We start from the raw sequence: 20,357 nt of genomic DNA, 5'->3' as shown, positions 1-20,357 counted from the left end.
CGTAACCTTGGGTCAATGTGAGGTGGAGCGCGGATCGTCGGGATGAGCGAGCGCTTCCGGCAGTTCCAGGTCGCGTTTCCGGAGGAAGCCTGCCTCGCAGCGCTGATGCGCCTGCGCCATGGCGGCACGACCATGGCCTGTCCGGCCTGCGGCCGGCCGGCGACCTTCGAGCCGCGCCCGAAGCTGCGCGGCTTTTCCTGCAACCATTGCAACTACATGATCCATCCGGCGGCCGGTACGCCGCTGGAAAGCCGGCGCATCTCCCTGCAGCGCTGGTTCTTCGCCGTGAAGCTGATGGCCGAGCCATCGGCGAAGGCGGCTGTCACGGCCTTGACCCGCGAGGCGGGCCTGCCCCAGCTCGCAGCCAAGCGCCTCGTCGATGAATTGACCGCACTCGGCGAAAAGGGCGGTCCCTCCTGGCTCCTCGCCTTGCGCGAACTTGTGACCGGCAAGGGCGAGCCGCAAGCCGCTTCTGCCGCCGCCCGGCCGATGCCGCCGCAGGCGCCGGAACGGCCTGTCCCTCGGCCGCCAGCCCCGCCGCCGCTGCCCCGTCCGGTCGCCGAGGCCAATGTTCCGCGTGCGCCACCGCTGCCGCGCGAACCGGCGATGCCGAAGGCGCCGCAGCCGTCATCACCATCTCCGTCGCCTGCGCCACGGACAGCGCGACCGGAGCCCGAGGCTCCCGCTGCCGCTCCGAAGAAGGCGTTCTCGGGCCGCATGGCGATGGCGGGCATTGCGGCGGGCGTCGTCTGCGTCGTCGCGGCCATCGTGGGGCTGGCCTATGCAAGGCTGCAGCAGCAGGACAGGCCGCCGGACAATACCGAATTCGCTTCGGAGCAGGGGATCCCGGCGCTGAAGGACGCCCCGGCGCGGCCGTCCTTGATCCTCTCCTCCGTCGAGCAGGATCTGGAGGGCGCGCGGCAGGCGGCCCAGTTCGCGCTCGACAACGATCCTTCGCTCGCCAACATCAAGGCGCAGGACGACGCGCCGACGCAGCAGATCCCGGTCAACCAGTTGCAGTTGCCGTCCAACATCCTCCTGGTGCCGCCCAAGGCGCAGGGCAGTGTGTCGGCGCCGGCGGGGCCGGCCTCGCCAAGCGGAGCGCCGCAGCCGCCGCCGGTGATCTCCAGCGGCGACCCGGACCAGGTCCTGACCTTCGGGCCGATCAAGATCCGCCGTCATCTCGTCGACACCATCGTGCGCGCGAGCAAGGTCGTCGGTGCCGATCCGACGCTCTTGATGGCTGTCGCGGACAAGGAATCTTCGTTCTCGACGGCGGTGAAGGCGCAGACTTCCTCGGCGACCGGGCTCTACCAGTTCATCGAGCAGACCTGGCTCGGCGTGATCTACGAATTCGGCGCGAAGCACGGGCTCGCGGCGGAAACCAAGCTGATCGGCAAGTCCGGCCGGCAGTTCGTCGTCACCGATTCCTCGCAGCGCCAGCGCATCCTCGACATGCGGCGCGAACCCTATATCTCGGCGCTGCTGGCGGCAGAGATGCTCAAGCGCGACACGTTGCGGCTCGAGCGGGCGCTCGGCCGCCATCTCACCGGCGGCGAGATCTACCTGATCCATTTCCTTGGGCCCGATGCCGCGCAGACCTTCATCGAGACGATGGAGGAGACGCCGGGCGTCAAGGCCGCGGAGCTCCTGCCGAAGCCGGCGCAGGCCAACCGGCCGATCTTCTACGTCGATGCCGGCGGCGAGACCAAGACGCTCTCGGTCTCCGAGGTCCACAAGAAGTTCAACGATATGATCAAGATCAGGCTCGACCGCTACAGCGCGGTCAGGCCGACGATGGGGGCGGGCGTCGCCCGGCCGCAGCCGAAGAAGTGATGGCCTTGATCGCGTGCCTCTCGCCGCGGGCAATCCCGCGCGCGGCGTTTCATTCCCCGCGGGGCCGGGGCTCGGGAAGGAGTGATGACCATGGCCGGCAATCGTTTCGAACAGGTCGACGGGCCGCAGGCCGATGCGATCACGCTCAGCCTGTCGGAGCGCGGCGGCGAGGCTTTCGGCCGGGTCCATTGCCCGGCGGAGCTGGCGGCGGGCCATCTCGTCAACGATTTCGTCAGCGACGAGATGGCTGCCAAGGACGCCTATCGCACCGCGATCCGCCTGGCCAACGAGATCAGGGCTCCGATCGTGGTCGAGGACGTGGCGGGCGTCTGGCAGGACGAGTGGGGCGTGCTCTACCGGGAGATGTGAGGGCGCCGGTCGCGCACCCCTGTCATTGCTCCGCTTGGCTCGCAATGACGGGGCCGCGCTCCTCACTCGATGCGGAAATACTTGACCCCGAGGCCGAGCTTGCCGGTCTGGCGGGCGAGGTCGAGCTTGAGATTCCCGAAGAAGTCACCGGCAGGCGAGGGGTTGGGACCGGAAAGTGCCGGCAGCGGCTCCTGGCTGACGAGGGCGAGCACCGTCTGCGGGCGGGCCGCGCCGCCGGTCGATTCGAGCTTCAGGTTGAAGCTCACCTTGTCGCCCTCGCGCTTCATGAAGCTCGCGAGATTGTAGACGAGGCCGTCATCGCCGATCAGCACGACATCGAGATTGAGGCCGCCGCCGGCCTCGACCGAGCCGTTGAGTACCTCGCCGCTCTTCATGTTGAACGAGCCGATCTGCAGCTTCACGTTGCGATCGATCGCGAGGCCGGGCTGGCGCAGGAAATCGGCCATGGGGCACTGCGCCTTGGTCAGCGGGCGCAGGTTGATCTGTGCCTCGAAGCCCTGCGCCGCCTTGAAGGCGCTGTCGAAGGCGACGAAAGGCTCGGTGCCGCTGCCGAAGCCTTCGAGCACGGCCTTGCGATCGCCGATATCGATCGGCCAGAGGAAGAAACAGGAGCCGCCGTCATAGTCGCGGACGAAGCGTTCGATCCGCTCTGCCGGCGTGCGCGCATCGGGTTCCTTCACGATCGGCGGAGACTGCTGGGGATTCGTATTTTCGCCGGGAGGCTTCTGCGTGTTGATGGCGACCGGCGATTTCACCGGGGGCTTGGTGTCGACACCGGGCGGCGTGAGAGGCGGGGGCGTGATCGCGGGCGGCCTTACGGGAGGCGCCACCGGTGGCGTGGGCGGAAGCTGCGTGCCGTTTTCGGCATCGACAGCAAGCTGGCCATCGGCCGGCTTCTGCTGCGTCGTCTGCGGGGGCGAGGAGAGTGGCGGGCTCGCATTGTCCGGCGTGGCCTTGGGGCCACCGGAATCGCTCCGTCCCGAAGCCGCGGTTTCGGGCTTGGTCTCGGTCAGAGCCGGCGGGTTGCCTCCGGGGGACTCGGTTCGGCCGGAAGGTGGCGGTTCGGAGAGCGGGGGCGGGGAATTGGCCGGAAGGCGTGCGGTCTGGCTGGTTTCGGCCGGCCTCAGGGCCGTCCAGGCATAGAAGCCGCCGCCGGCCAGCAGGGCGAGCGCGGCGATGCCGGCGACCAGCGGCAGCGGTGAACGCGCCTGCTTGCCGGCTGATCGGCTGGCGGCCGCTGCGGCCTTCTTGCCGACCGGCTGCGGCTGCCAGGCGGCGATTTCGGCCATGTCGGCCGGACGGTTTTGCGGGTCGGGTGCCAGCATCCGCACCAGCAGAGGGCGCAAGCTGGCGGTGACCTGCGAGAGATCGGGCAGGCGGCGGCGCTTGTCGAGGATGTCGGCCTGGCTGCCGCCCATGTCGATGGCGTGTCCGGTCACCGCCTGCGCCAGCACGAGCGCGAAGGAATACATGTCCGAGCGGCCCGAGACATCGCCGCCATAGAGGCCGAGCTGCTCGGGCGAGACATAGTTGTATTTGCCGGCGAAGCCGGAGCCGATCACCGTGCCCTCGCCGAGGATGCTGGAGCGGGCGATCCCGAAATCGATGATCTTGGCGCGCGAAGGATCGCCGCCCGGCAGGATGATGTTGTCGGGCGAGATGTCGCGGTGGATGATGCCGAGCCGGTGCGCGGCATGCAGGCCCGGCGCGACGCGCTGGCGCAGGATGTCGGCTTCCTCGATCGTCAGCGGCCGCTCCTTGATGCGCTCGGAAAGCGGCTGGCCATCGACGAACTCCATCGCGAGATAGGGCGATTCCGTCACCGGATCGATGGTGAAGACGTAATAGCGGACGATGGCCTCGTTATAGAGGTTGTGCAGGGCCGCCGCCTCGCGCCGGAATAGGGCGAGGGCCGCCTCGTCGCGGGCCATCTCGGGCCGGATCATCTTGATCGCGACCGCATCGCCGGTCTGGATTGCGCGGCCGCGATAGACCTCACCCATGCCGCCGACCGCGATCAGGCTCTCGATCTCGTAGATGCCGTTGAGCTTCGTGCCGATGCGGGCATTGGCACGGGGCGCGATGACGGTGCGCTCGGAGTCGTCGCTCATGGCGTGTTACTCCCTGGCGTGCTGCTCCCTGCCATGCGCCGGTTCGGCATCCAGCGTGTCCGTTCGGCCTGGCCTTGTCGATAGCGGACGATGATGATCGTGACGTTGTCGCGCGCGCCGCGTTCGAGCGTCAGGGCGAGCAGGGCGTCGCAGGCGGTCTGGGCGCTCTCGGTCTCGACGGCGCGCAGGATCTCGGTATCCGCGACATGTTCGGTCAGCCCGTCCGAGCAGAGGAGGAAGGTGTCGCCATCGGCGATTTCGCCGCTCTCGATATCGAGCTCGGGCGTCTCGTGCACGCCGATGGCATGGGTGATGACGTGCCGGCGCGGCGAGCGCTTCGCCTCCTCGGCGGTGAGCAGCCCGCGGTCGACCATGTCCTGGACCTCGGTGTGGTCGCGCGAGATCTGGGTGATTTGCCCGGAGCGGACGAGATAGATGCGGCTGTCGCCCGACCAGACGCAGGCGAAATGGCGCCGGTGGACGAGCAGCACCACCAGCGTCGCGCCCATGGTAGCGCCGCGCTTGCGGATCTCCTCGCGCAGCGTCTCGTTGGCGCCGAGCACGCTGTCTTCCAGCATCGCCAGCAGATCGGGCGCCGAGCCCGCGGCGCCCACCGCTTCGAGCGCGGCGACCACGGTCGCGCTGGCAAGCGCGCCGTTCTCGTGCCCGCCCATACCGTCGGCGACCGCCCAGAGGCCGATTTCCGGCCGCAGGATGAAGTTGTCCTCGTTCGCCTTGCGCACCTTGCCGGTATGGCTGATGCAGCCGGTTTCGAAGTCTGAGGCCTCGCGTGGGGCTTCGTTCATGGCGCAACCCTCATGAGCTGACGCGCTTGGGTTCGAGATGGGCATCGAAACGACCCGTCAACAGGCCGGAGAAGAGGTAAGGGTCCGGCAATGCCTGACCGGTCAGCGCCAGCGGTTCGAAATTCGGCCCGCCGATTGTCCAGAGATAGGAGGCATGAGCATAGGCACGGGCATGATCCTCGACGCGCAGGGCCGCCAGCCGCTCGGGGAAGCCGGCAGCGGTCGCGGCGCTGACGATGGTGCCATCCGAAAGGCGCACCATGTCCTGCGGCGGGGCGGCGAGGAGGTGGTCATTGGGGACGGGCAGGGCGGTCAGTCTTTGCGCCACGGCCTCGTAGCTCGCTCCCGGATCGAGTGCTTGCAGCAGAAAATCCTCGACCGCCTCGAACCATGGGTCCTGCGGGTCGAGTTCCGGCGGCGGGATCGCTGCGCCGGGGCCGGCGGCGGCAAGGACGGTCAGCGGGAAATAGCGGCCGACGCCGTCGACCGAGGGCATGAAGGCGCCCGCGACCGTCTGCCCGCCGGCCTGCGCGCCGCCCAGCCAGAAGCGCCAGATCGGAGCGTTGAGATAGGCCTCCTGCCAGCGATTGCCGAGTTCGAGCCGGCTCGCGGTCAGCCCGCCCTGCAGCCATTTCTCGTAAGGCCCGAGGAAGCCGGAGGGGGCGTTCAGCGCGATGAAGTCGCGCTTGGCCGGAAGCTTGCCGAAAAGGCCGCAGCTCAAGGCTCAAATCCCGGATGGGCAGCGGATTTCCCGCAGCGCCGGCAGGATCAAGGGGTTCTTGAGCGAGCCGACGCCGAAGGAATAGCCGACCTGCCGGCCGCCGGCATTGAGCGTGAAGCCGACATTGTCGCCCTGCTTCAGCACGGAGCCGGCATCGAGCAGACGGAAGAAGGACCAGGTGCCGTCCTTCTCGAAGAGCTTGGCCTCGCCCTGGGCAGCGTTGCCGCTCTGTGAGCCCGAAGAGAAGAAGCCGCCGCCGAACATGCCGCCCGAGGCGTTGCCACTGGCCCCGCCGAGCGTCAGCGTCACCGCCGTCTTGCCGACGCCGCCGCCCGGCCACATCACCGGGGCCGGCGTGTTGACGCCCTGCTGGCTGGTCACGGTGAAGCCGTTGATTTCCAGCTTGGCGCTCGAAGCGTCCGCCGAGAGCGCGGTCGGCGTCACCACCATCTGGAAGGAGGGCAGGTTGCCGCCGGTCGGGAAGAAGGCCTCCTTGATCTCGCTGGCGCGCTGGAATTCGCGCAAGGTCGTAGGCGATAGGGCGCGCGCGACGCGGCTGTCGACGCGCCAGCTCCATTGCGGCTTCGAGGTATCGACGAAGGGTTCCAGCCGCTCCTTGTAGAACTTGTCCATGATCTGGCCGGGGGCGAAGAGCCGGGCGAAATCGGCGAGCGGCACGTCGCGGGCGCTGGCCTTGGTGAAGGGATAGCGGTTGGTGACGATCTCGTTGCAGACGCCGGTCACCTGTTCCGCCAGTGCCTGCCTGAGCAGGGCGACGGTGGCGCCGGTGGCATCGCCCTCGAAATCGTTGACCGCCTGCACGATCATGCCGTCGAAGGGCGCGGGGTAGCGCGAGGAATTGGCGCGCAAGGTTGCGATCAGCGGCACGAGCGCCGCATTCGCCGCCGCCGACTGGGACGGATTGGTCGCGGCGATGGCGAGGTTCTGGCTGATCTCCGAGAAGGTCTGGAGGAGCTGGTCGACCGGCCGGCGGCCGAGATCGCCGTCGACGAGGACGTGGTAGGGCTTGAACTGGGCCTCGATATCGGCGCCGAGCGAGACGTCGTTGCTGCCGGCGAGCACGCGGTCGACGCCGGCCGAGGCCATCGGCAGGTTGGCGCCGAGACGGCCGAGCGCCTGGCTGGCGCGCTCGTCCAGCGTCTGCGCCGCGTTCTTCGCGGCGGTCTGCGCGACGGCCTTCTTCGCGTTCGGGCGCTCCTTGGTGAGTTGCGTCTCGTCGCGCAGGGATTCCAGCACCTGCTTGAAGGGCGATGTCGCCGCCGAGATGGCGCTGAGCGCGACATAGCGCGGTTTATCGGCATTGAGCGGCCGGAGCTTCAACCGCCGCAGCGTCTTCTGCCAGGTCGCGACATAGTCACGGCTGTAGAGCTTCATCAGGTCCTGGAACAGCGTCGCGTATTGCGCGGTGATCGCCTGCTGGTCGACATTCTCGCCCAGTACCCAGCGCTCCTTCTCGATGCGGTCGCCGATATCGCCGAGCCGGCCGATGAAGGCGCTCTGGAAGCCGTCATAGGTGTAGAAATACGGCACGCGGACCTGGTCGAGATCCTCGCCGCCAACACCTTCGAAGACCAGCCGGACATCGGAGCCGCCGCGCTGCGAGACGACCCAGTCCTTGGCGCTGTCGCTGCGGGATTGCGTGCGCAGGAGCTCATAGGCGCGCTCGGCGATGCTGAGGCGGCGCAGCGTCCGCTGGCTCTGCTCGATCAGCGACTGGTTGAGCTTTACCATCGGCTCGCCCGTGCCCTCGTCGAGGTCGAGCATGGCGGTCAGGTGCTCCTCCAGCGCCTCGCGGCCCTTGGCGTTGGCCGGGCCTGGGAAGAGGTTCTCGGCCCAGTCCAGCCGCATCCAGGAGGTGACGAGGTCGCGGTCCAGCTTCGCCTGGCCGCCGATCATCATGTAGACCTTGAGCGCCTCGTAGACGAAGCCGGGATTGTTGGCCTGCTGTTCGAGCTGCTCCTCCAGGCGGAAGATGATGCGGGGCCGCAGCATCCGCTCCAGACCCTGCTGGTAGGTGATCTCGCTCGCGTTCTGGAGGCGCTCGCGCTGGCTGAGCCCGAAGGTGGCCAGCGTCGGCGTCGGCTCGGCTTGCGTGGCGTAGCCGGCCGGCATGTTCCGGAGCTTGTGCAGCAGCGGCAGGACACGGCTGAAATTGCGGTCGGAGATCGTGGTCTCCTGCAGCACCGGAGCTGCGGCGCTGCGATAATCCGAGAGGCCGTAATTGGTCGCGGTAATCAGGTCGCTGTTGCGCGAAAAACTCGTCCACCACAGGCCGAGCGCGGCGAGCGACAGCAGCGCGACCGTTGCGAAGCCGGCGATGCGCAGGGCGGTCGTGCGTCGCGCGGCGCCGAGATCGGTCGAGACCCAGCCGGATTCGCCGATCACCACCTTCTGGATCAATTCGGTGAGGAAATAGCTCTTGCCCTTGCCGGAGAAGGAGGCCGCGCCGGCATGGTCCGAGCCGAAATTGCGCGAGAGCGCGCCGATCAACTGGTCGATCGGCGTTCCCTCCTGCGTGCCCGAGGTGAAATAGAAGCCGCGCAAAGTCGCATTGGCGTGGTAGCGCGTCGGTTCGAAGACGCGGGTCAGGAACTCGACGATCGAACGCTTCAGCGTCGCCATCTGGCTGGGGCAGCCGAAGATCTGGGCGCGCGCGGTCGGGTTGTGCTCGTCCTGCAAACGATCGGGCAGGCGCTCGTTCAGCCGCTCGATCAGCGCGTCATATTCCGGCGGCACGTCGCCGATCATGTTGCGGGTCTTGTCGGCGGTCTGGAAGGTGTGGCCCCAGACCATGCGCCGCTGCGGCTCGGTCAACTGGCCGAAGAACTCGTTGAAGCCGGCGATCAGGTCGGCCTTGGTGAAGATCGCATAGACCGGGAAATCGACCTTCAGCCGCTCGTGCAGTTCGAGCAGGCGGGCGCGGATCGCGTCGGCATGGGCTGCGATCTCCTCAGGCGAAGAGGTCAACAGGTCCTCGACGCTGATCGCGACGAGCACGCCGTTGATCGGCTGGCGCGGGCGGTTGGTCTTGAGCAGGTCGAGGAAGGCAAACCAGCTCGACTTCTCGGCCTTGGTGTCGGTGTCCTGCGTGGTGTAGCGGCCGGCGGTGTCGATCAGCACCGCATCCTCGGCGAACCACCAGTCGCAATAGCGCGTGCCGCCGGAGCCGGCGACGGCGGCCGGCGTCGCGCCGCGCGCCAGCGGGAACTTCAGCCCGGAATTGACCAGAGCGGTGGTCTTGCCGGCGCCGGGCGGACCGATGATGACATACCAGGGCAGGTCGTAGAGATAGTCGCCGCCCTTGCCGCGGGCGCTTTTCAGCGTCGCCAGCGCATCCTTCATCGCGCTGGAGAGCGCCGCGCCGTCGCCGGTCGATTCTTCCTTTTCCAGAGCCTCGGTTAGCGCGGCGGTCGCCTTGCGGCGGCGGATGACGATGACGGCGATCCAGATGAGCGCGCCGACAAGAAGCAGCACGGCGACGGGCATCCGGACCCAGAAGGATTCGAATGGGCGCACCTCGCCGAAAGCGACGAAGGGGCCGCCGAACCAGATCAGCGCGGCCAATGCGAGCGCGCCGATCAGGATCGCGATGATGCGCAGCCAGGTGGCGAGATTCATAGCTTCGCCCTCCTAGTTCTGACGCTGGATCAGGATTTCGACGCGCCGGTTCTGGGCGCGGCCGGCGGGGGTGGCATTCGGCGCGATCGGCGTGTCCGCGCCCTTACCCTCGAAGCTGATGCGATCGGGCTTGGTCAGCTTGGTCTTCAGCATGTCGCCGACCGCCTTGGCACGGGCCTGCGAGAGCTCGACATTGGAGGGGAAACGGGCGGTGCGGATCGGTACATTGTCGGTATGGCCGACGACCTTGACCGCGCCTCCCTCCTGCTCCAGCACAGCGGCGATGCGCTCGATCAGCGGCTGGAACTCGGCGCGCACGGCAGCCTGTCCCGGCTCGAACAGGGTGATACCGGCGAGGCGCACGATGACGACGTTCGGCGTCACCAGGCAGACGATCGGCGGCTGCACCGCGGCGCAGACCTTGGGGGGCTGTGCCGGTGGAGGCGGTGGAGGCGGCGGGGCCGAGAAGACCTTGCGCATGATCCCGACCTCGCCCTTGGGATGGACCGAGAGCAGGGCGGTCGAGGCCGCCTCGGCATTGCCGGCAAGCAGGGCGCGGAAGACGAAATAGACGCCGAGCAGGGCGACGGCCGTGATCGCCGCCACCGACCAGACGGGCACCTTGAAGCCGGTCACGGCCTGCGCGATGGCCTGCCCGCGCCAGCGAGGCGAGAGCTCCGGGTCGGGCTGCTTCACCCGGCGCAGCGTCTCGAACAGGTTGCGCTGGATCATCTGGAGATTGTTGGCGCCGCCCGCCGACGTCCGGTGGATGCCCTGGAAGCCGAGCGCGAGGCAGGCATGCATCAGTTCGAGCAGGTCATAATTGACCGACGGATCGGCCTTGGCCTTGTCGAGCATCTCGAAGAAGCGCACGCCGCCGATGCGCTCGCCGAAGAAGCGCGAGAGCATGCTGTACTGGGTCCAGACATGACGGTCGTCGCCGGGAATATTCTGGACGATGTCGTCGGCGCTGGCAGCGATGACGTATTTCGCCGTCTGCGCGGTTTCGTGCGAGACGCCGGCGGCGCGGACCTCATGCTCGAAGGCCTCGATGGATTCGCCGACCTGGCCGAGAAGCTGCGCGAAGGGCGCGTTGGAGAGGTTGGCGCGCATCCGCCCGAGCAGGAGCAGGAGCGGACCCGCGGCACGCAGAAGCGGGTTGGCGTTCGGCGTCAGGAGCTGGTCGCGGCGCGGCAGGGCTTGGCCGCCGCCAGAGGGCGGCGGGGCCTGCTGCTGGCGCGGCGGGATCGGCGCCGGGTTCGACATCCATTCGTCGCCGGTGCCGGGCACGCCGGGCGAAGGCACTTGCGGTGGCTGATAGGGCTGGGGCGCCTGCGGGGCAGCCGGGGTTGGTGCGGCAGGAGCGGGCGGCAGGGGCGCGCGGCGCCCGCCGGGGTTCGGCCTGATGATCGTTCGCTCGGAGCGGCCGAACGGATCTGAGGGCGAACCCGGATCGCTCATCGTCTGCCCTCCAGAACGGCCCAGAGCTCGAGTTCGAGATCGGGCCAGTCACCGGAAAAATGCATGCCGATCGAACTCGCCGTCGAGAACTCGGGCCAGAGCGGCGAGGTGCGGTCGAGATAGAAGTATACATGATCCGTGAGCGCGCGGATCTGCGGCGGCGGCGTCGGCAGGTGGACGAGATTGATGCCCGGCAGATTGGCATGGACGATCTCGTTCATCTTGGTGTTGGGGCCGACCTTGAAGAGCTGCGGGAACTGCGCCTGGATCTCGGTCAGCGGGCGGCGGGCCGCCACTTCCAGCACCAGCGTCGCGTTGCGCACGAGGCTGCGGTCGCGGATCGTCGACATGAAGGCGTTCTGCGCGCGCTCGACGATTTCCAGCCGGATGGCGCGGCGGCCGAGATTGGCCGAAAGGAAGTCCTGGATGTCGCGCACCACCGGAGCGAAGCAATTCTCCAGATCGTCGTGATCGTAAGCGGGGTAGTCGCGGGCGCGGCGTTCGGCCGTGGTGAAGGTCGCAAGCTCGCCGGCCAGCGCGAGGAAGGTCGAGAACAGCCGCTCGGGATGGACGAAGCGCGAGCGGCGCATGTGCTTGAGCACGGGGATGCTGCGGTTGAGGAGCTGGAGCACGAAATAGTCCGCGCTCTGCAGGCCGCCGCCGGCGGTCGGATCGGCGGCGTAGCGGGCAAGCTCCTCCAGCTTGTTGTCGATCCAGCCGATGACGCGGTCGAGCCAGCCCTCGATGACCGGATAGGCCGAGCAGACCAGCACGGGCGGGGCGAATTTCTCGTCGAAGAGCACGGCGCGGTCGCGCACTTCGAGGATGCGGCCGAGCGCGAGGCCGACATAGTCGGCCTTCGAGGTCTTGCGCAGCTCCAGGGTCAGGCGCGGATGGGCGACGTCGATCTCCTCTTCCGTGCGCAGCGAGGCTGTGGAATCGATCAGCATCTCGGTCGCGGGGAGATAGCGGCTCGCGGAGCCGGTCTGTGCGTCCTCGACCTCGCGGGTGTTGGCGGCCGAGAGCGGCAGGGAGAGCCAGACGATCTGGCCCGCCGCATTCTCCGGGACCTCGATCGCGGCCGGGAGCGGGCTGTTGTCGGGCATGGCGAAGGGCGTTCCGTCCGGCATTACCCCGACGGCGCGGCGCAAGCCGATGCGGCTTTGCTGGGCGAGGTCGCGGTCGATCTCCAGCACCGAGAAGCCCCACGGATAGGGCGTGATGGCCCTGACCCGGCTTTCCAGCAGGTTCTCAAGATAGCGGTCGCTCTGCTGGAAATGATGCGGCCTGAGGAACAGCCCTTCCGACCAGACGACCTTGCTGTACCACGACATTCCGGTCTCGCTCACTCGAAGGCAGGCATGGCGAGCTTATCCGGGGCTTGCCCCAGCGTCACCTAACGAAATGCTAGCGCTTCGCGCGCGAGGCGCCGTCATTGACTTGAAGGATGCGGCGGACAGAGTTTGAGGGCAGTCCTGAAAGGAACGAATCCGTTCGAGAACGGGAGGCGACGATGCCGAAAGGCCCTGCCGCACGCATCACCGACCCGGTGATCCACCCGTTGCCGGGCATTCTGCAGCCGGGGCCGGGCAGTCCGAACGTGCTGATCGGCAGCCTGCCGGCCTGGCGAGGAGTTCCAGCTGCGGCCGCCGCGGCGATCCAGGGCGCCAAAGCCGCGGCCGATGCGACGGTTCAGGCGGCGGAGGCCGCGACGCTGGCTGCCGCCGGAACGCCCGGTGCGCCGGCAGCGCTCGCGGCCGAAATCGCGACGAAGAACGCCGTCTCCGCCAGCATGGGCTCGATGATCACCGGCGCCTCCGGCGGGGCCGATATCCATAACTGCCTGACGCCCGTGCCGCCGCCCGTGCCGCATGGACTCGGCGTCGTCATCGACGGTTCGCAGACCGTGCTGATCAACAACCTGCCGGCCTGCCGGATGGGCGATACTGTCCTCGAAGCGCTGGGGCCGCCCAACAAAATCATCATGGGCCTGCCGACAGTCATCATCGGCGGATGATGCCGGGTTGATTCAACAATTCCGCGCAAGTCACTGATATTGGATCGTTTTCCGTGCCGTGGGTCGCCGGGGTGCCGATCCTCCGGCTTGACCGGAGGTCTCGAGCTCGCCAAGCGGGTTCTCTCAATCCCATTTCGGAGGACCTGCCGTGACCATCGAACGCATCGGGCTGACCGCCCGCTGGTGCGACGCCGCCATCTTCAACGGCATCGTCTTCCTCGCCGGCCATGTGCCGGAGAAGACGGAAGGGCGCTCGCTGACCGAGCAGACGCAAGAGGTGCTGGCGCTGCTGGAGGAAACGCTCGCGGATGCCGGCAGCGGCAAGGACCGCATCCTCAGCGTGCAGATCTTCCTGACCGATATCGGCAAGATCGGCGAGATGAATGCGGTCTGGGACAAATGGGTGGCGCCGGGCCACGCGCCGGCGCGCGCGACCGTCGAGGCGAAGCTGGCATCACCCGGCTACGGCATCGAGATCACGGCGGTGGCTGCGAAGCGGTAGGATTGAAGAGGGCGTCATTCTCGGGCGCAGCGCAGCGGAGACCCGAGAATCTCCGGACAGAAGGGCACTGGAGCCTCATTCTGCATGAGATGCTCGGGGCGAGCCCGAGCATGACGGCCGTAGGGAACGGCCGTCACTTCCCGCCGCGGTCGTAGCACTCGGCGAAATAGATCATGAAGGTGTCGACGAGACCGTCCTCATAAGGGGCGGTCTTGGCCTCCCAGCGTGCGACATAAGTCTCCCACATCTTCGCCTTGCGCGAGCCGATCAGCCCGCCGATCCCGCCTTCCGGCGTGGTCGCTTCGGCGATCGCTTGCGGATCGAGATCCTCGACCAGCATCCGCAGCGCGTGCTGCATGGCGGAGTAAGTCTTGATCTGATGGGCCTTGAGGTCGCGGAAGCTCTCGTCGAAGGCGCGCTTCGCGTCGAGATAGCCGCTGCGCGGCTGGCCGAAGATCAGCTGCAGCGCGTCGTCCACCGTCGGCGAGAATTTCAGCGGGTTGTTGTCCTGCGCCTGGATCATCGTCTGGCTGGTGCTGCGGGCGATGCGCTTGCTCTCGGCGCGGGCGGCGAGCAGGCCCTTCAGCTCCTCCGCGATCAAGCGCATCAGCCCGCCGAGCTGCTCGGCGAAGGCGCCCGGATCCTGCGTGGACAGGGCTTGCGGCGAGACGCCGGCCCCCTTGGCGAAGCGCTGCATGAACTCGCCCATCGAGATCGCGGCAGGGCCGCTCATGGGGACGGGGTCCCGCGTGACGGCGGCTGCGGACACCGGCGTGGTTGCGGGCGCAGGCATCTGCTCGGCATCGGGCTCCGGTTCGGCCGTGGCCGGCTCGTCCCAGGGGTTCGCGGAGGCCGGGCCGCTTGCCGTCGGACGGCGCGGCGTGGGGATCGGCGCCAGCGGCTCCGCCTGGGGGACGGGGGCGGCCTGCAAGGGCGCCCAGGCGAAATCGTCGCCTTGCGGTGGCTGGGCAGACCGGCCCGGTGGAGGGGCTGGCGGCGCCGGCCCGGCGGCCGGTGTCGGAATGTCGGTGGCCCAGTCGATGAAGCTTGCATGCACCGGCTTGGCGTGGCCGGGCGGCATCAGATCGCGACGCGAGATCGGCGGCGCGGCATCCGTGCTGGGCGTCCAGAGCGCTTCCGGGTCGGCGACATAGGATGGGGGAGGAGAGGCCGCCTGCGCCGCCGCCTGCCCGGCCTCCTCGTCGATGGCGACCGCGATGATGTAGTGGCCGATCTCGAGCCGATCGCCGTGCTGGAGGCGGTAGGGCGACTGCACGCGATGCTCGCCGCCATTGACGAAGGTTCCGTTGGTCGAGATGTCGCGCAGCCACCAGCCGCCGTCGCGGAAGCGGATCTCGCAATGGCGGCCGGAGACGGCGCGCGAGGGATCGGGCAGCGCCCAGTCGAGATGCTGGTCACGGCCGATATCGAGGCCGCGCCCGCCGCTGGCGGTCACGCTGAGCGGGCCGCCATCGGGCAGCGAGGCCTGGTTCTCGATCGTCAGTGTCAGCGCCATCGCGGACATCCCGTTCCGAGCTGCGCGAGAAGATCAGCGTTTGCCGGCATCGTCTTCGGCCAAACGAATGCATGCTTCGACACAGGCGCGCAATGCGGCTTCGCGCTCGCGGGCCGGCAGACGGTTGATCGCATTGAGCACGGCGATGCGGGCCATCTTGGCGGTCAGGTCCGGCGGGGTGGGGATGGCGTGGCTTTCCGACATGCTGCCGCCGGAATAGCCGGCCGCCCAGGCCACGAAGGTGCCGGGCCGCGCGCGATCTCCGGCCTGGGCATGGCGCAGCGCTTCGAAGCGGGTCTTGTCGCCGGGCTCCCGGACCCAGGCCTCGGCGGCGGCAAGGCCGGGGTCCTGCGTGCCGGGCGGCTGCAACGCGCGCACCGCCTGCAGGGCCCACCATACCGTTTCACGCCTCGGCAGGAGGAAGGCGCAGAAGCCGGCGGCTTCCATTGGCGCCGGCCCCTTGACCAGGCGCGCGAGGAAAGCCAGCGGAGGCTCCGCCGTCGGCGGCATGGTGACGGCCTGGGAGGCCGAGGGATAGGTCTCGAACACTTCGCGGGCGGTGCTGAAGCGCAGGCGTGACATGATGGCTCCGGCTAGTTGATCGTCACCATCGGGGCCTTGACGACGAGGGCGCCGTCGCTCTTGACCTCCGTCAGGGCCTGGCTGTGGATCGTGATGGTCGGCGATTTGATCTCGATGCTGCCGGGCGTCATCTTGATCGTGCTCTCGCCGACCTTGAGATTGATCTCGGTCAGCGCCTCGACGTCGAGCTTGCCGTTCTGGATGTCGAGCTTGTCGTTGCCGAGCTTCAGCGTGGTCTCGCGCGAATAGTTGCTGCCCTGGAAGCGCTCGCCGATCTCGCGGGTCTCGATATTGTTGACCGTGACCTTGTGGTCCTTTTCGGCCCGCATCTCGAGAACCTCGCTGTCCTTGAGGTCCTCGAACTTGATCTCGTTATAGGTGCCGGGGAAGCCTGCATGGTCGGTCGATTCCGATTTGAGGCCGGATTGCGTCTTGTTCGCCGGCAATTCGTAGGGCGGCTTGTGCTGATCGTTGACGACGGCGCCGACGACGAGCGGCAGGTCCGGGTTGCCCTCGATATACTCGACGATCACCTCCTGGCCGATGCGCGGGATGATCTGGCCGCCCCAGTTCTTGCCGGCCCACATCTGCGCGACGCGGGTGCGGCAGGAGGTGGAGCCGTCCTCGCGGTCCCAATGGAAGCGCAGCCAGATGCGGCCGTACTCGTCGACGTCGATGTCGCCTTCCTCGCCCTGGTTCTTCTCGCCGACGACCTTGGCGGTGTGTGGCCCGTAGACCTTCGGGCGCGGCGTGACGAGGGGCGCGCGGAAGCGCCGGTCGCTCTTCTGCAGTTCGAAGGAGCCGGTGTAGAGCGCCTCGTCCTGCTGGCCGGAACGGTAGCTCTGGGCGCCGAGCGCATGCGTGGCGCGCACCACGAGATATTCGATGTTCTCGGCGCCCGAAGGGTGCTCGCCGAGCTTCATCAGCGCGCCCGGATAGAGGCTCGGCGCCTCGCCGGCCGTGTAGCGCCGGTCGTCCTTGGCTTGTTGCGCCTGCGCCCGGACCCGGGCGAAATGCTCGCCCTGGTCGCGCTGGGTGTAGCTCGCCGGATAGTCGTAGGCCTCATAGGACTTGGCCTTTGGGAAGCCTTCCTCGGCGCGCGCCGTGAGGTCGGAGCCCGATTTCTCGAAATCATAGTCCTTCAGCTCGACCTTGCCGGTGCGCAGGCGCCGCACCGTCGACCATTGGGTGAGATGCTCGACATCCGCGCGCGGGAAGCGGCTGCCCGGCGCCACGAAGGCGAAGATCGAGCTGTCGCCCGTGAAGTTCGCCTCGGCGCTCGGCATCACCTGGTCATGGCCCGAGCGGGAGTCGCAGAGCACCAGCTTGTGGTCCCCGTCGCTGTGCTTGAAGTAGTAATAGATGCCGTACTGCTCCATCAGACGCAGCACGAAGTCGAGATCGGTCTCGCGATATTGCACGCAGTAGTCGATCGGCTGCAGCGTCTCGCTGGTGCGGTCATCGAAGCTCGCCGCGTTCTCCTTCTTGAAGATCTCCTTGATGATGTCGAGCGCGGTCTTGTTCTTGAAGATCCGGCAGTCTGCGCGCTGCGAGAGCAGCCAGAGCCAGGGCCTCAGCGTGAATCGGTAGACATAGAGGTCGTCCTGCTTGCCGAGCCATTGAGCATCGACGAGCGTGCCGTTGAGAACCCGCTCGCTCTTGTTCTTCAACGTGAACTTGATTGAGCACTTCTCGCTCATGATGCTTTGCAGGTCGGCATTCTCAGTTTTGCTGATTGCCTCGATGTTATAAGTAAATAATTCGCTTAAAGATTCATCGGCTTCAAACCGGATAAGTGAAAACTCGTCCTTTCCGGCTGGAGTCGTAAAGGACGCAATTCTTTGTTCTTGTCCAGGGTTCGATGGCATCAACGAAACCTTTCGACGATTGAACCTAAATTCGACTTGACGTAACTAACTCTCAGAGTCATCGTCGGATCCGCAAGTTTTCATCCGCCGATTGGCGTGACACATTGGGAGGTTCCCATGCGCAAGCAATCCGCATTCAAGGTATTCGTCGCTCTGGCGGGCTCGATGGTTCTCACCATGGCGACAGGCGCCATGGCGCAGACCTACAAGGCGGACGACATCGTCAAGCATTTCCAGCCCGGCGTTGTCGCGCCGAAGCCGGCGGGCGTCACGCGCGGGCTGTGCATCGGCACCGAGGCCGAATGCGCGAAGGCCGGCCATGCGGTCGAGGTCGCCAAGCCGCCGAGCGCCTTCGATCTCGTGGTGAAGTTCAAGTACAATTCCGACGTGCTGGAGCCCGAGGCCAAGGGCAATCTCGACGAATTCGCCAAGGCCCTGAAGACGCCCCAGCTTTCCAGCCAGACCTTCATGGTCGAGGGGCACACGGATGCCGCCGGCAATCCGAGCTACAACATGAGCCTGTCCGAGCGCCGCGCGGAGGCGGTGGTCCGCTATCTCGGCGAGAAGGGCGTCAACACCGGCAAGCTCGTCGCCAAGGGCTATGGCCAGAGCCAGCCGGTGGTCGCCGACCCCTTCTCCGGCGACAACCGCCGCGTCGAGACGCGCTTGCGCGCCGCGAATTGAGCGCACGGTCGATCTGTTCACGGCGGTTCGTGGGGCTTCCGGGCCGCCGCGTTGCCGGGCGGGAAGAGGCATTCTGGGGAGAGGCATGGCCGCGCTGAATTTCGCCGAACTGTCGAAGCCGATGGCCGATGACGGGCCCTGCGGGCCGGACCTCGAGGACGACACCGACTTCATGAATGTCACGGCGCGGCTCGAGGTCGTGCTTCCGGTGGCGTATTTCCGCCGCGACGACGACGGCAGGCAGGTCGCCTTCGACCGCTCGAGCATCGAGTTCCCCGCCGCCTTCGCCGATCTCGGCAATCTGATGGCCCGCTCGCAGGACCTCCGGCTCTTCGTGCTCGCGGCGAAGCTCTCGATCCTCAATCGCGACATCGCCGGCTTTGCCGCCTGTCTCTCAGCCATGGCGGAGATCCTCGGCGAGCATTGGGAGGAGGTGCATCCGCGCGCGTTGGATGGCGACTTCATCATGCGCGAGGTCACGCTGCAGGGGCTGGACGATTTGCCGACCGTGGTTCTGCCGTTGCAGCACGCCCCGCTGTTCGTGAGCCGCCGCATCGGCGCCTTCGCCTTCCGCAGCCAGCTTGTCGCCAGCGGCGAGACAAAGCTGGTCGAGGGCGAGCAGCATCCCGATGCGGGCGCGATCCAGGCAGCGCTGGGGGAGGTCGAGGTCGATGCCCTGACGGCGACCCTCGGCCATATCAACGCCGCGCGCGAAGGGCTCGCGCGCCTGCGTGCGATCTGGATCGAGAGAGTAGGCGTCGATCATCCGCTCGGCTTTCCGCGCCTCGTGGCACTTCTGGACCAGATCGCCGGCTTTCTGGACATGGCGGTCGCGCGGCGCGTTCCGGGGCATCAGCCCTCGGCGACGGCTGCGGCGACCGACGCGCAGATGCCGGCAACTAGCGCTGCAACCTTCAATCCGGGCGGCCTTTCGAGCATCCTCCAAGTGAAGGATACGCTGGCGGCCTGCCTCGGCTACTTTCGCAAAACGGAGCCGTCGAGCCCGGCTGTCCTGCTGATCGGGCAGGCGCAGCAGCTCATCGGCAAGTCGCTGATCGAGGTCATCCAGATCATGTTTCCGGAGCACGTCGACAAGGCGGTTCTCGAGATCGGCGAAGTGCGCCGGTTCAGGCTGCCGCTCGAGCGTCTTCCGGTGCCGGACGGCCATGATTCCGAGGCGGGGGAGGACAGTTACGACAGCGCCTCCGTCGAAAGCGATGACGGCGACGGCCATGATAACGGCGTGGCGGAAGAGTCCGAGGCCTTGGCCGAGGACGGAGAGGCGGATTCCGGTGTGGCGGAGGCTCCGTCCCACGTGCCGCCGCCGGCCGCCGCCATGGCGGAGATCGCCATCGGCAACCGCGCCGATGCGGTCAACGCGATGAGCGCCGTCGCATCCTTCTACCGGCAGGTGGAGCCTTCGCATCCGACGCCGCTCCTGATGGACAAGGCCTGCGCTCTGGCGCAGCATGATTTCATGTCGCTGCTCGGCAATATCCTGCCCGAGGTTGCGCAGATGCCGGATGCCGACAGCTAGGGAAGTTTTTCGGTTTCGATTTGAACCTCTCGTCGCGATGATGAGACTATATCGATGAATTCCGAAGTTCTATACAGTATCACGCTACGTCAGCGTGGTCCGGTTAGCAAAAGGGGCATGCGTCATGGCCGGAGATTCAGGGCAGAAGTTCATTCGCCGCAACAGGCCGCCTCGGGTGCACATCACCTATGAGGACCCCTACAACGCCGAGCAGAAGATCGAGCTGCCCTTCGTGATGGGCGTGCTGGCCGATCTCTCGGGCAACGCCTCGGCGGTCGAGAAGCCGGAGATCTCGCAGCGCAAGTTCCTTGACGTCGACATGGACAATTTCGACCAGCGCATGGCCGCGATCGAGCCGGGCCTTGCTTTCAACGTGTCCAACAAGCTCGGCGAGGACGAAAGCGAGAAGCTCTCCGTCGCGTTGAAGTTCACCAAGTTCGAGGATTTCAACCCCGCGGCCGTCGCCCGCCAGATCCCGGCGACCGCCAAGCTGCTGGAGGCGCGCGAGCAGCTCGCCAACCTGCTGCGCTACATGGACGGCAAGATGGCGGCGAGCGACCAGATCAAGGCGCTGCTGGCCGATCCGCAGCTGATGACAGCCCTCAAGGACAGGCTCGGCAAGAACGGGAAGCCCGAGGGCGAGGCGCAGAACTGAGGCAGGGCGCGGGCCCTCTTTCCGGGTCGGCA

At 67.2% G+C, this 20,357-nt stretch carries 16 protein-coding genes; 7 read left to right on the top strand and 9 right to left on the bottom strand.

All coding sequences use genetic code 11. The annotated features are described in order from the left end of the window. Positions 1-42 precede the first annotated feature (42 nt). A complete protein-coding gene (locus AB6806_RS21645; protein ID WP_142022573.1) occupies positions 43-1,836 on the top strand; it encodes a transglycosylase SLT domain-containing protein in 1,794 nt (597 codons plus the stop codon). 90 nt (positions 1,837-1,926) lie between these two features. Next, on the top strand, positions 1,927-2,205 hold the full coding sequence (locus tag AB6806_RS21640; protein WP_038359850.1) for a hypothetical protein: 279 nt from the start codon (positions 1,927-1,929) through the stop codon (positions 2,203-2,205). A gap of 62 nt (positions 2,206-2,267) precedes the next feature. On the opposite strand, the gene AB6806_RS21635 is transcribed toward AB6806_RS21640, so the two are convergent. Genes AB6806_RS21635 through tssK form a run of 6 tightly spaced genes read right to left on the bottom strand, consistent with a single transcriptional unit; the run spans position 2,268 to position 12,298 of the window. Beyond that, positions 2,268-4,337 (bottom strand): protein kinase domain-containing protein, encoded by a 2,070-nt coding sequence (locus AB6806_RS21635; RefSeq protein WP_370955547.1) that lies wholly within the window; start codon positions 4,335-4,337, stop codon positions 2,268-2,270. Continuing rightward, positions 4,334-5,143 carry a PP2C family protein-serine/threonine phosphatase gene (locus tag AB6806_RS21630; protein ID WP_142022575.1) on the bottom strand — a complete coding sequence of 270 codons (810 nt, stop codon included), beginning with the start codon at positions 5,141-5,143 and terminating at the stop codon, positions 4,334-4,336. Before AB6806_RS21630 ends, AB6806_RS21635 begins: the two co-directional genes overlap by 4 nt. A 10-nt stretch (positions 5,144-5,153) precedes the next feature. Beyond that, positions 5,154-5,864 carry a type VI secretion system-associated protein TagF gene (gene tagF / locus AB6806_RS21625; RefSeq protein WP_142022576.1) on the bottom strand — a complete coding sequence of 237 codons (711 nt, stop codon included), beginning with the start codon at positions 5,862-5,864 and terminating at the stop codon, positions 5,154-5,156. A gap of 3 nt (positions 5,865-5,867) precedes the next feature. After that, positions 5,868-9,503 (bottom strand): type VI secretion system membrane subunit TssM, encoded by a 3,636-nt coding sequence (tssM, locus tag AB6806_RS21620; protein ID WP_370955546.1) that lies wholly within the window; start codon positions 9,501-9,503, stop codon positions 5,868-5,870. Between the two features lie 12 nt (positions 9,504-9,515). Next, entirely contained in the window at positions 9,516-10,964 is a 1,449-nt protein-coding gene (tssL, locus tag AB6806_RS21615) for a type VI secretion system protein TssL, long form (RefSeq protein WP_142022578.1), read from the bottom strand. Next, complete coding sequence (gene tssK, locus AB6806_RS21610) at positions 10,961-12,298, bottom strand: type VI secretion system baseplate subunit TssK (RefSeq protein ID WP_370955545.1); 1,338 nt, start codon at positions 12,296-12,298, stop codon at positions 10,961-10,963. Before tssK ends, tssL begins: the two co-directional genes overlap by 4 nt. Positions 12,299-12,477: 179 nt before the next feature. Between tssK and AB6806_RS21605 the strand changes: the two genes are divergently transcribed. After that, positions 12,478-12,981, top strand: coding sequence for a PAAR domain-containing protein (locus AB6806_RS21605; RefSeq protein ID WP_038358320.1), 504 nt, complete (start codon positions 12,478-12,480; stop codon positions 12,979-12,981). A 148-nt stretch (positions 12,982-13,129) separates the two neighbouring features. Continuing rightward, complete coding sequence (locus AB6806_RS21600) at positions 13,130-13,483, top strand: RidA family protein (RefSeq protein WP_142022580.1); 354 nt, start codon at positions 13,130-13,132, stop codon at positions 13,481-13,483. A 133-nt stretch (positions 13,484-13,616) separates the two neighbouring features. On the opposite strand, the gene tagH is transcribed toward AB6806_RS21600, so the two are convergent. The 3 genes from tagH to AB6806_RS21585 are packed head-to-tail and all read right to left on the bottom strand — an operon-like array spanning position 13,617 to position 17,449. Continuing rightward, on the bottom strand, positions 13,617-14,999 hold the full coding sequence (gene tagH, locus AB6806_RS21595; RefSeq protein WP_185747997.1) for a type VI secretion system-associated FHA domain protein TagH: 1,383 nt from the start codon (positions 14,997-14,999) through the stop codon (positions 13,617-13,619). Between the two features lie 33 nt (positions 15,000-15,032). Then, on the bottom strand, positions 15,033-15,581 hold the full coding sequence (locus AB6806_RS21590; protein WP_038358316.1) for a DUF6931 family protein: 549 nt from the start codon (positions 15,579-15,581) through the stop codon (positions 15,033-15,035). A gap of 11 nt (positions 15,582-15,592) precedes the next feature. Further along, entirely contained in the window at positions 15,593-17,449 is a 1,857-nt protein-coding gene (locus tag AB6806_RS21585; protein ID WP_142022582.1) for a type VI secretion system Vgr family protein, read from the bottom strand. A gap of 117 nt (positions 17,450-17,566) precedes the next feature. Here AB6806_RS21585 and AB6806_RS21580 point away from each other — a divergent pair, with 117 nt between their 5' ends. The 3 genes from AB6806_RS21580 to tssB all read left to right on the top strand — a co-directional run bounded on the left by AB6806_RS21580 (position 17,567) and on the right by tssB (position 20,325). Further along, the gene (locus tag AB6806_RS21580; protein WP_113254798.1) at positions 17,567-18,133 is read left to right on the top strand and encodes an OmpA family protein; all 567 of its coding nucleotides are present in this window, start codon (positions 17,567-17,569) and stop codon (positions 18,131-18,133) included. Between the two features lie 85 nt (positions 18,134-18,218). Beyond that, positions 18,219-19,670 (top strand): type VI secretion system protein TssA, encoded by a 1,452-nt coding sequence (locus tag AB6806_RS21575; RefSeq protein ID WP_370955544.1) that lies wholly within the window; start codon positions 18,219-18,221, stop codon positions 19,668-19,670. Between the two features lie 124 nt (positions 19,671-19,794). Then, positions 19,795-20,325 carry a type VI secretion system contractile sheath small subunit gene (gene tssB / locus AB6806_RS21570; protein ID WP_081925067.1) on the top strand — a complete coding sequence of 177 codons (531 nt, stop codon included), beginning with the start codon at positions 19,795-19,797 and terminating at the stop codon, positions 20,323-20,325. Positions 20,326-20,357 lie beyond the last annotated feature (32 nt).

Source organism: Allobosea sp. RCC_152_1 (assembly GCF_041360765.1).
GTDB classification, from domain to species: domain Bacteria; phylum Pseudomonadota; class Alphaproteobacteria; order Rhizobiales; family Beijerinckiaceae; genus Allobosea; species Allobosea spartocytisi.
This window is presented reverse-complemented; position numbering and strand designations above follow the sequence as displayed.

What these genes read in the sequence shown, in the direction of transcription:
- AB6806_RS21635 (WP_370955547.1), bottom strand. Translation starts at nt 4,337, where the DNA reads ATGAGCGACGACTCCGAGCGCACCGTCATCGCGCCCCGTGCCAATGCC.
- AB6806_RS21640 (WP_038359850.1), top strand. Translation starts at nt 1,927, where the DNA reads ATGGCCGGCAATCGTTTCGAACAGGTCGACGGGCCGCAGGCCGATGCG.
- AB6806_RS21590 (WP_038358316.1), bottom strand. Translation starts at nt 15,581, where the DNA reads ATGTCACGCCTGCGCTTCAGCACCGCCCGCGAAGTGTTCGAGACCTAT.
- tssK (WP_370955545.1), bottom strand. Translation starts at nt 12,298, where the DNA reads ATGTCGTGGTACAGCAAGGTCGTCTGGTCGGAAGGGCTGTTCCTCAGG.
- tagH (WP_185747997.1), bottom strand. Translation starts at nt 14,999, where the DNA reads ATGGCGCTGACACTGACGATCGAGAACCAGGCCTCGCTGCCCGATGGC.
- AB6806_RS21585 (WP_142022582.1), bottom strand. Translation starts at nt 17,449, where the DNA reads ATGCCATCGAACCCTGGACAAGAACAAAGAATTGCGTCCTTTACGACT.
- tssB (WP_081925067.1), top strand. Translation starts at nt 19,795, where the DNA reads ATGGCCGGAGATTCAGGGCAGAAGTTCATTCGCCGCAACAGGCCGCCT.
- AB6806_RS21645 (WP_142022573.1), top strand. Translation starts at nt 43, where the DNA reads ATGAGCGAGCGCTTCCGGCAGTTCCAGGTCGCGTTTCCGGAGGAAGCC.
- tssL (WP_142022578.1), bottom strand. Translation starts at nt 10,964, where the DNA reads ATGAGCGATCCGGGTTCGCCCTCAGATCCGTTCGGCCGCTCCGAGCGA.
- AB6806_RS21575 (WP_370955544.1), top strand. Translation starts at nt 18,219, where the DNA reads ATGGCCGCGCTGAATTTCGCCGAACTGTCGAAGCCGATGGCCGATGAC.
- AB6806_RS21580 (WP_113254798.1), top strand. Translation starts at nt 17,567, where the DNA reads ATGCGCAAGCAATCCGCATTCAAGGTATTCGTCGCTCTGGCGGGCTCG.
- tssM (WP_370955546.1), bottom strand. Translation starts at nt 9,503, where the DNA reads ATGAATCTCGCCACCTGGCTGCGCATCATCGCGATCCTGATCGGCGCG.
- AB6806_RS21630 (WP_142022575.1), bottom strand. Translation starts at nt 5,143, where the DNA reads ATGAACGAAGCCCCACGCGAGGCCTCAGACTTCGAAACCGGCTGCATC.
- AB6806_RS21605 (WP_038358320.1), top strand. Translation starts at nt 12,478, where the DNA reads ATGCCGAAAGGCCCTGCCGCACGCATCACCGACCCGGTGATCCACCCG.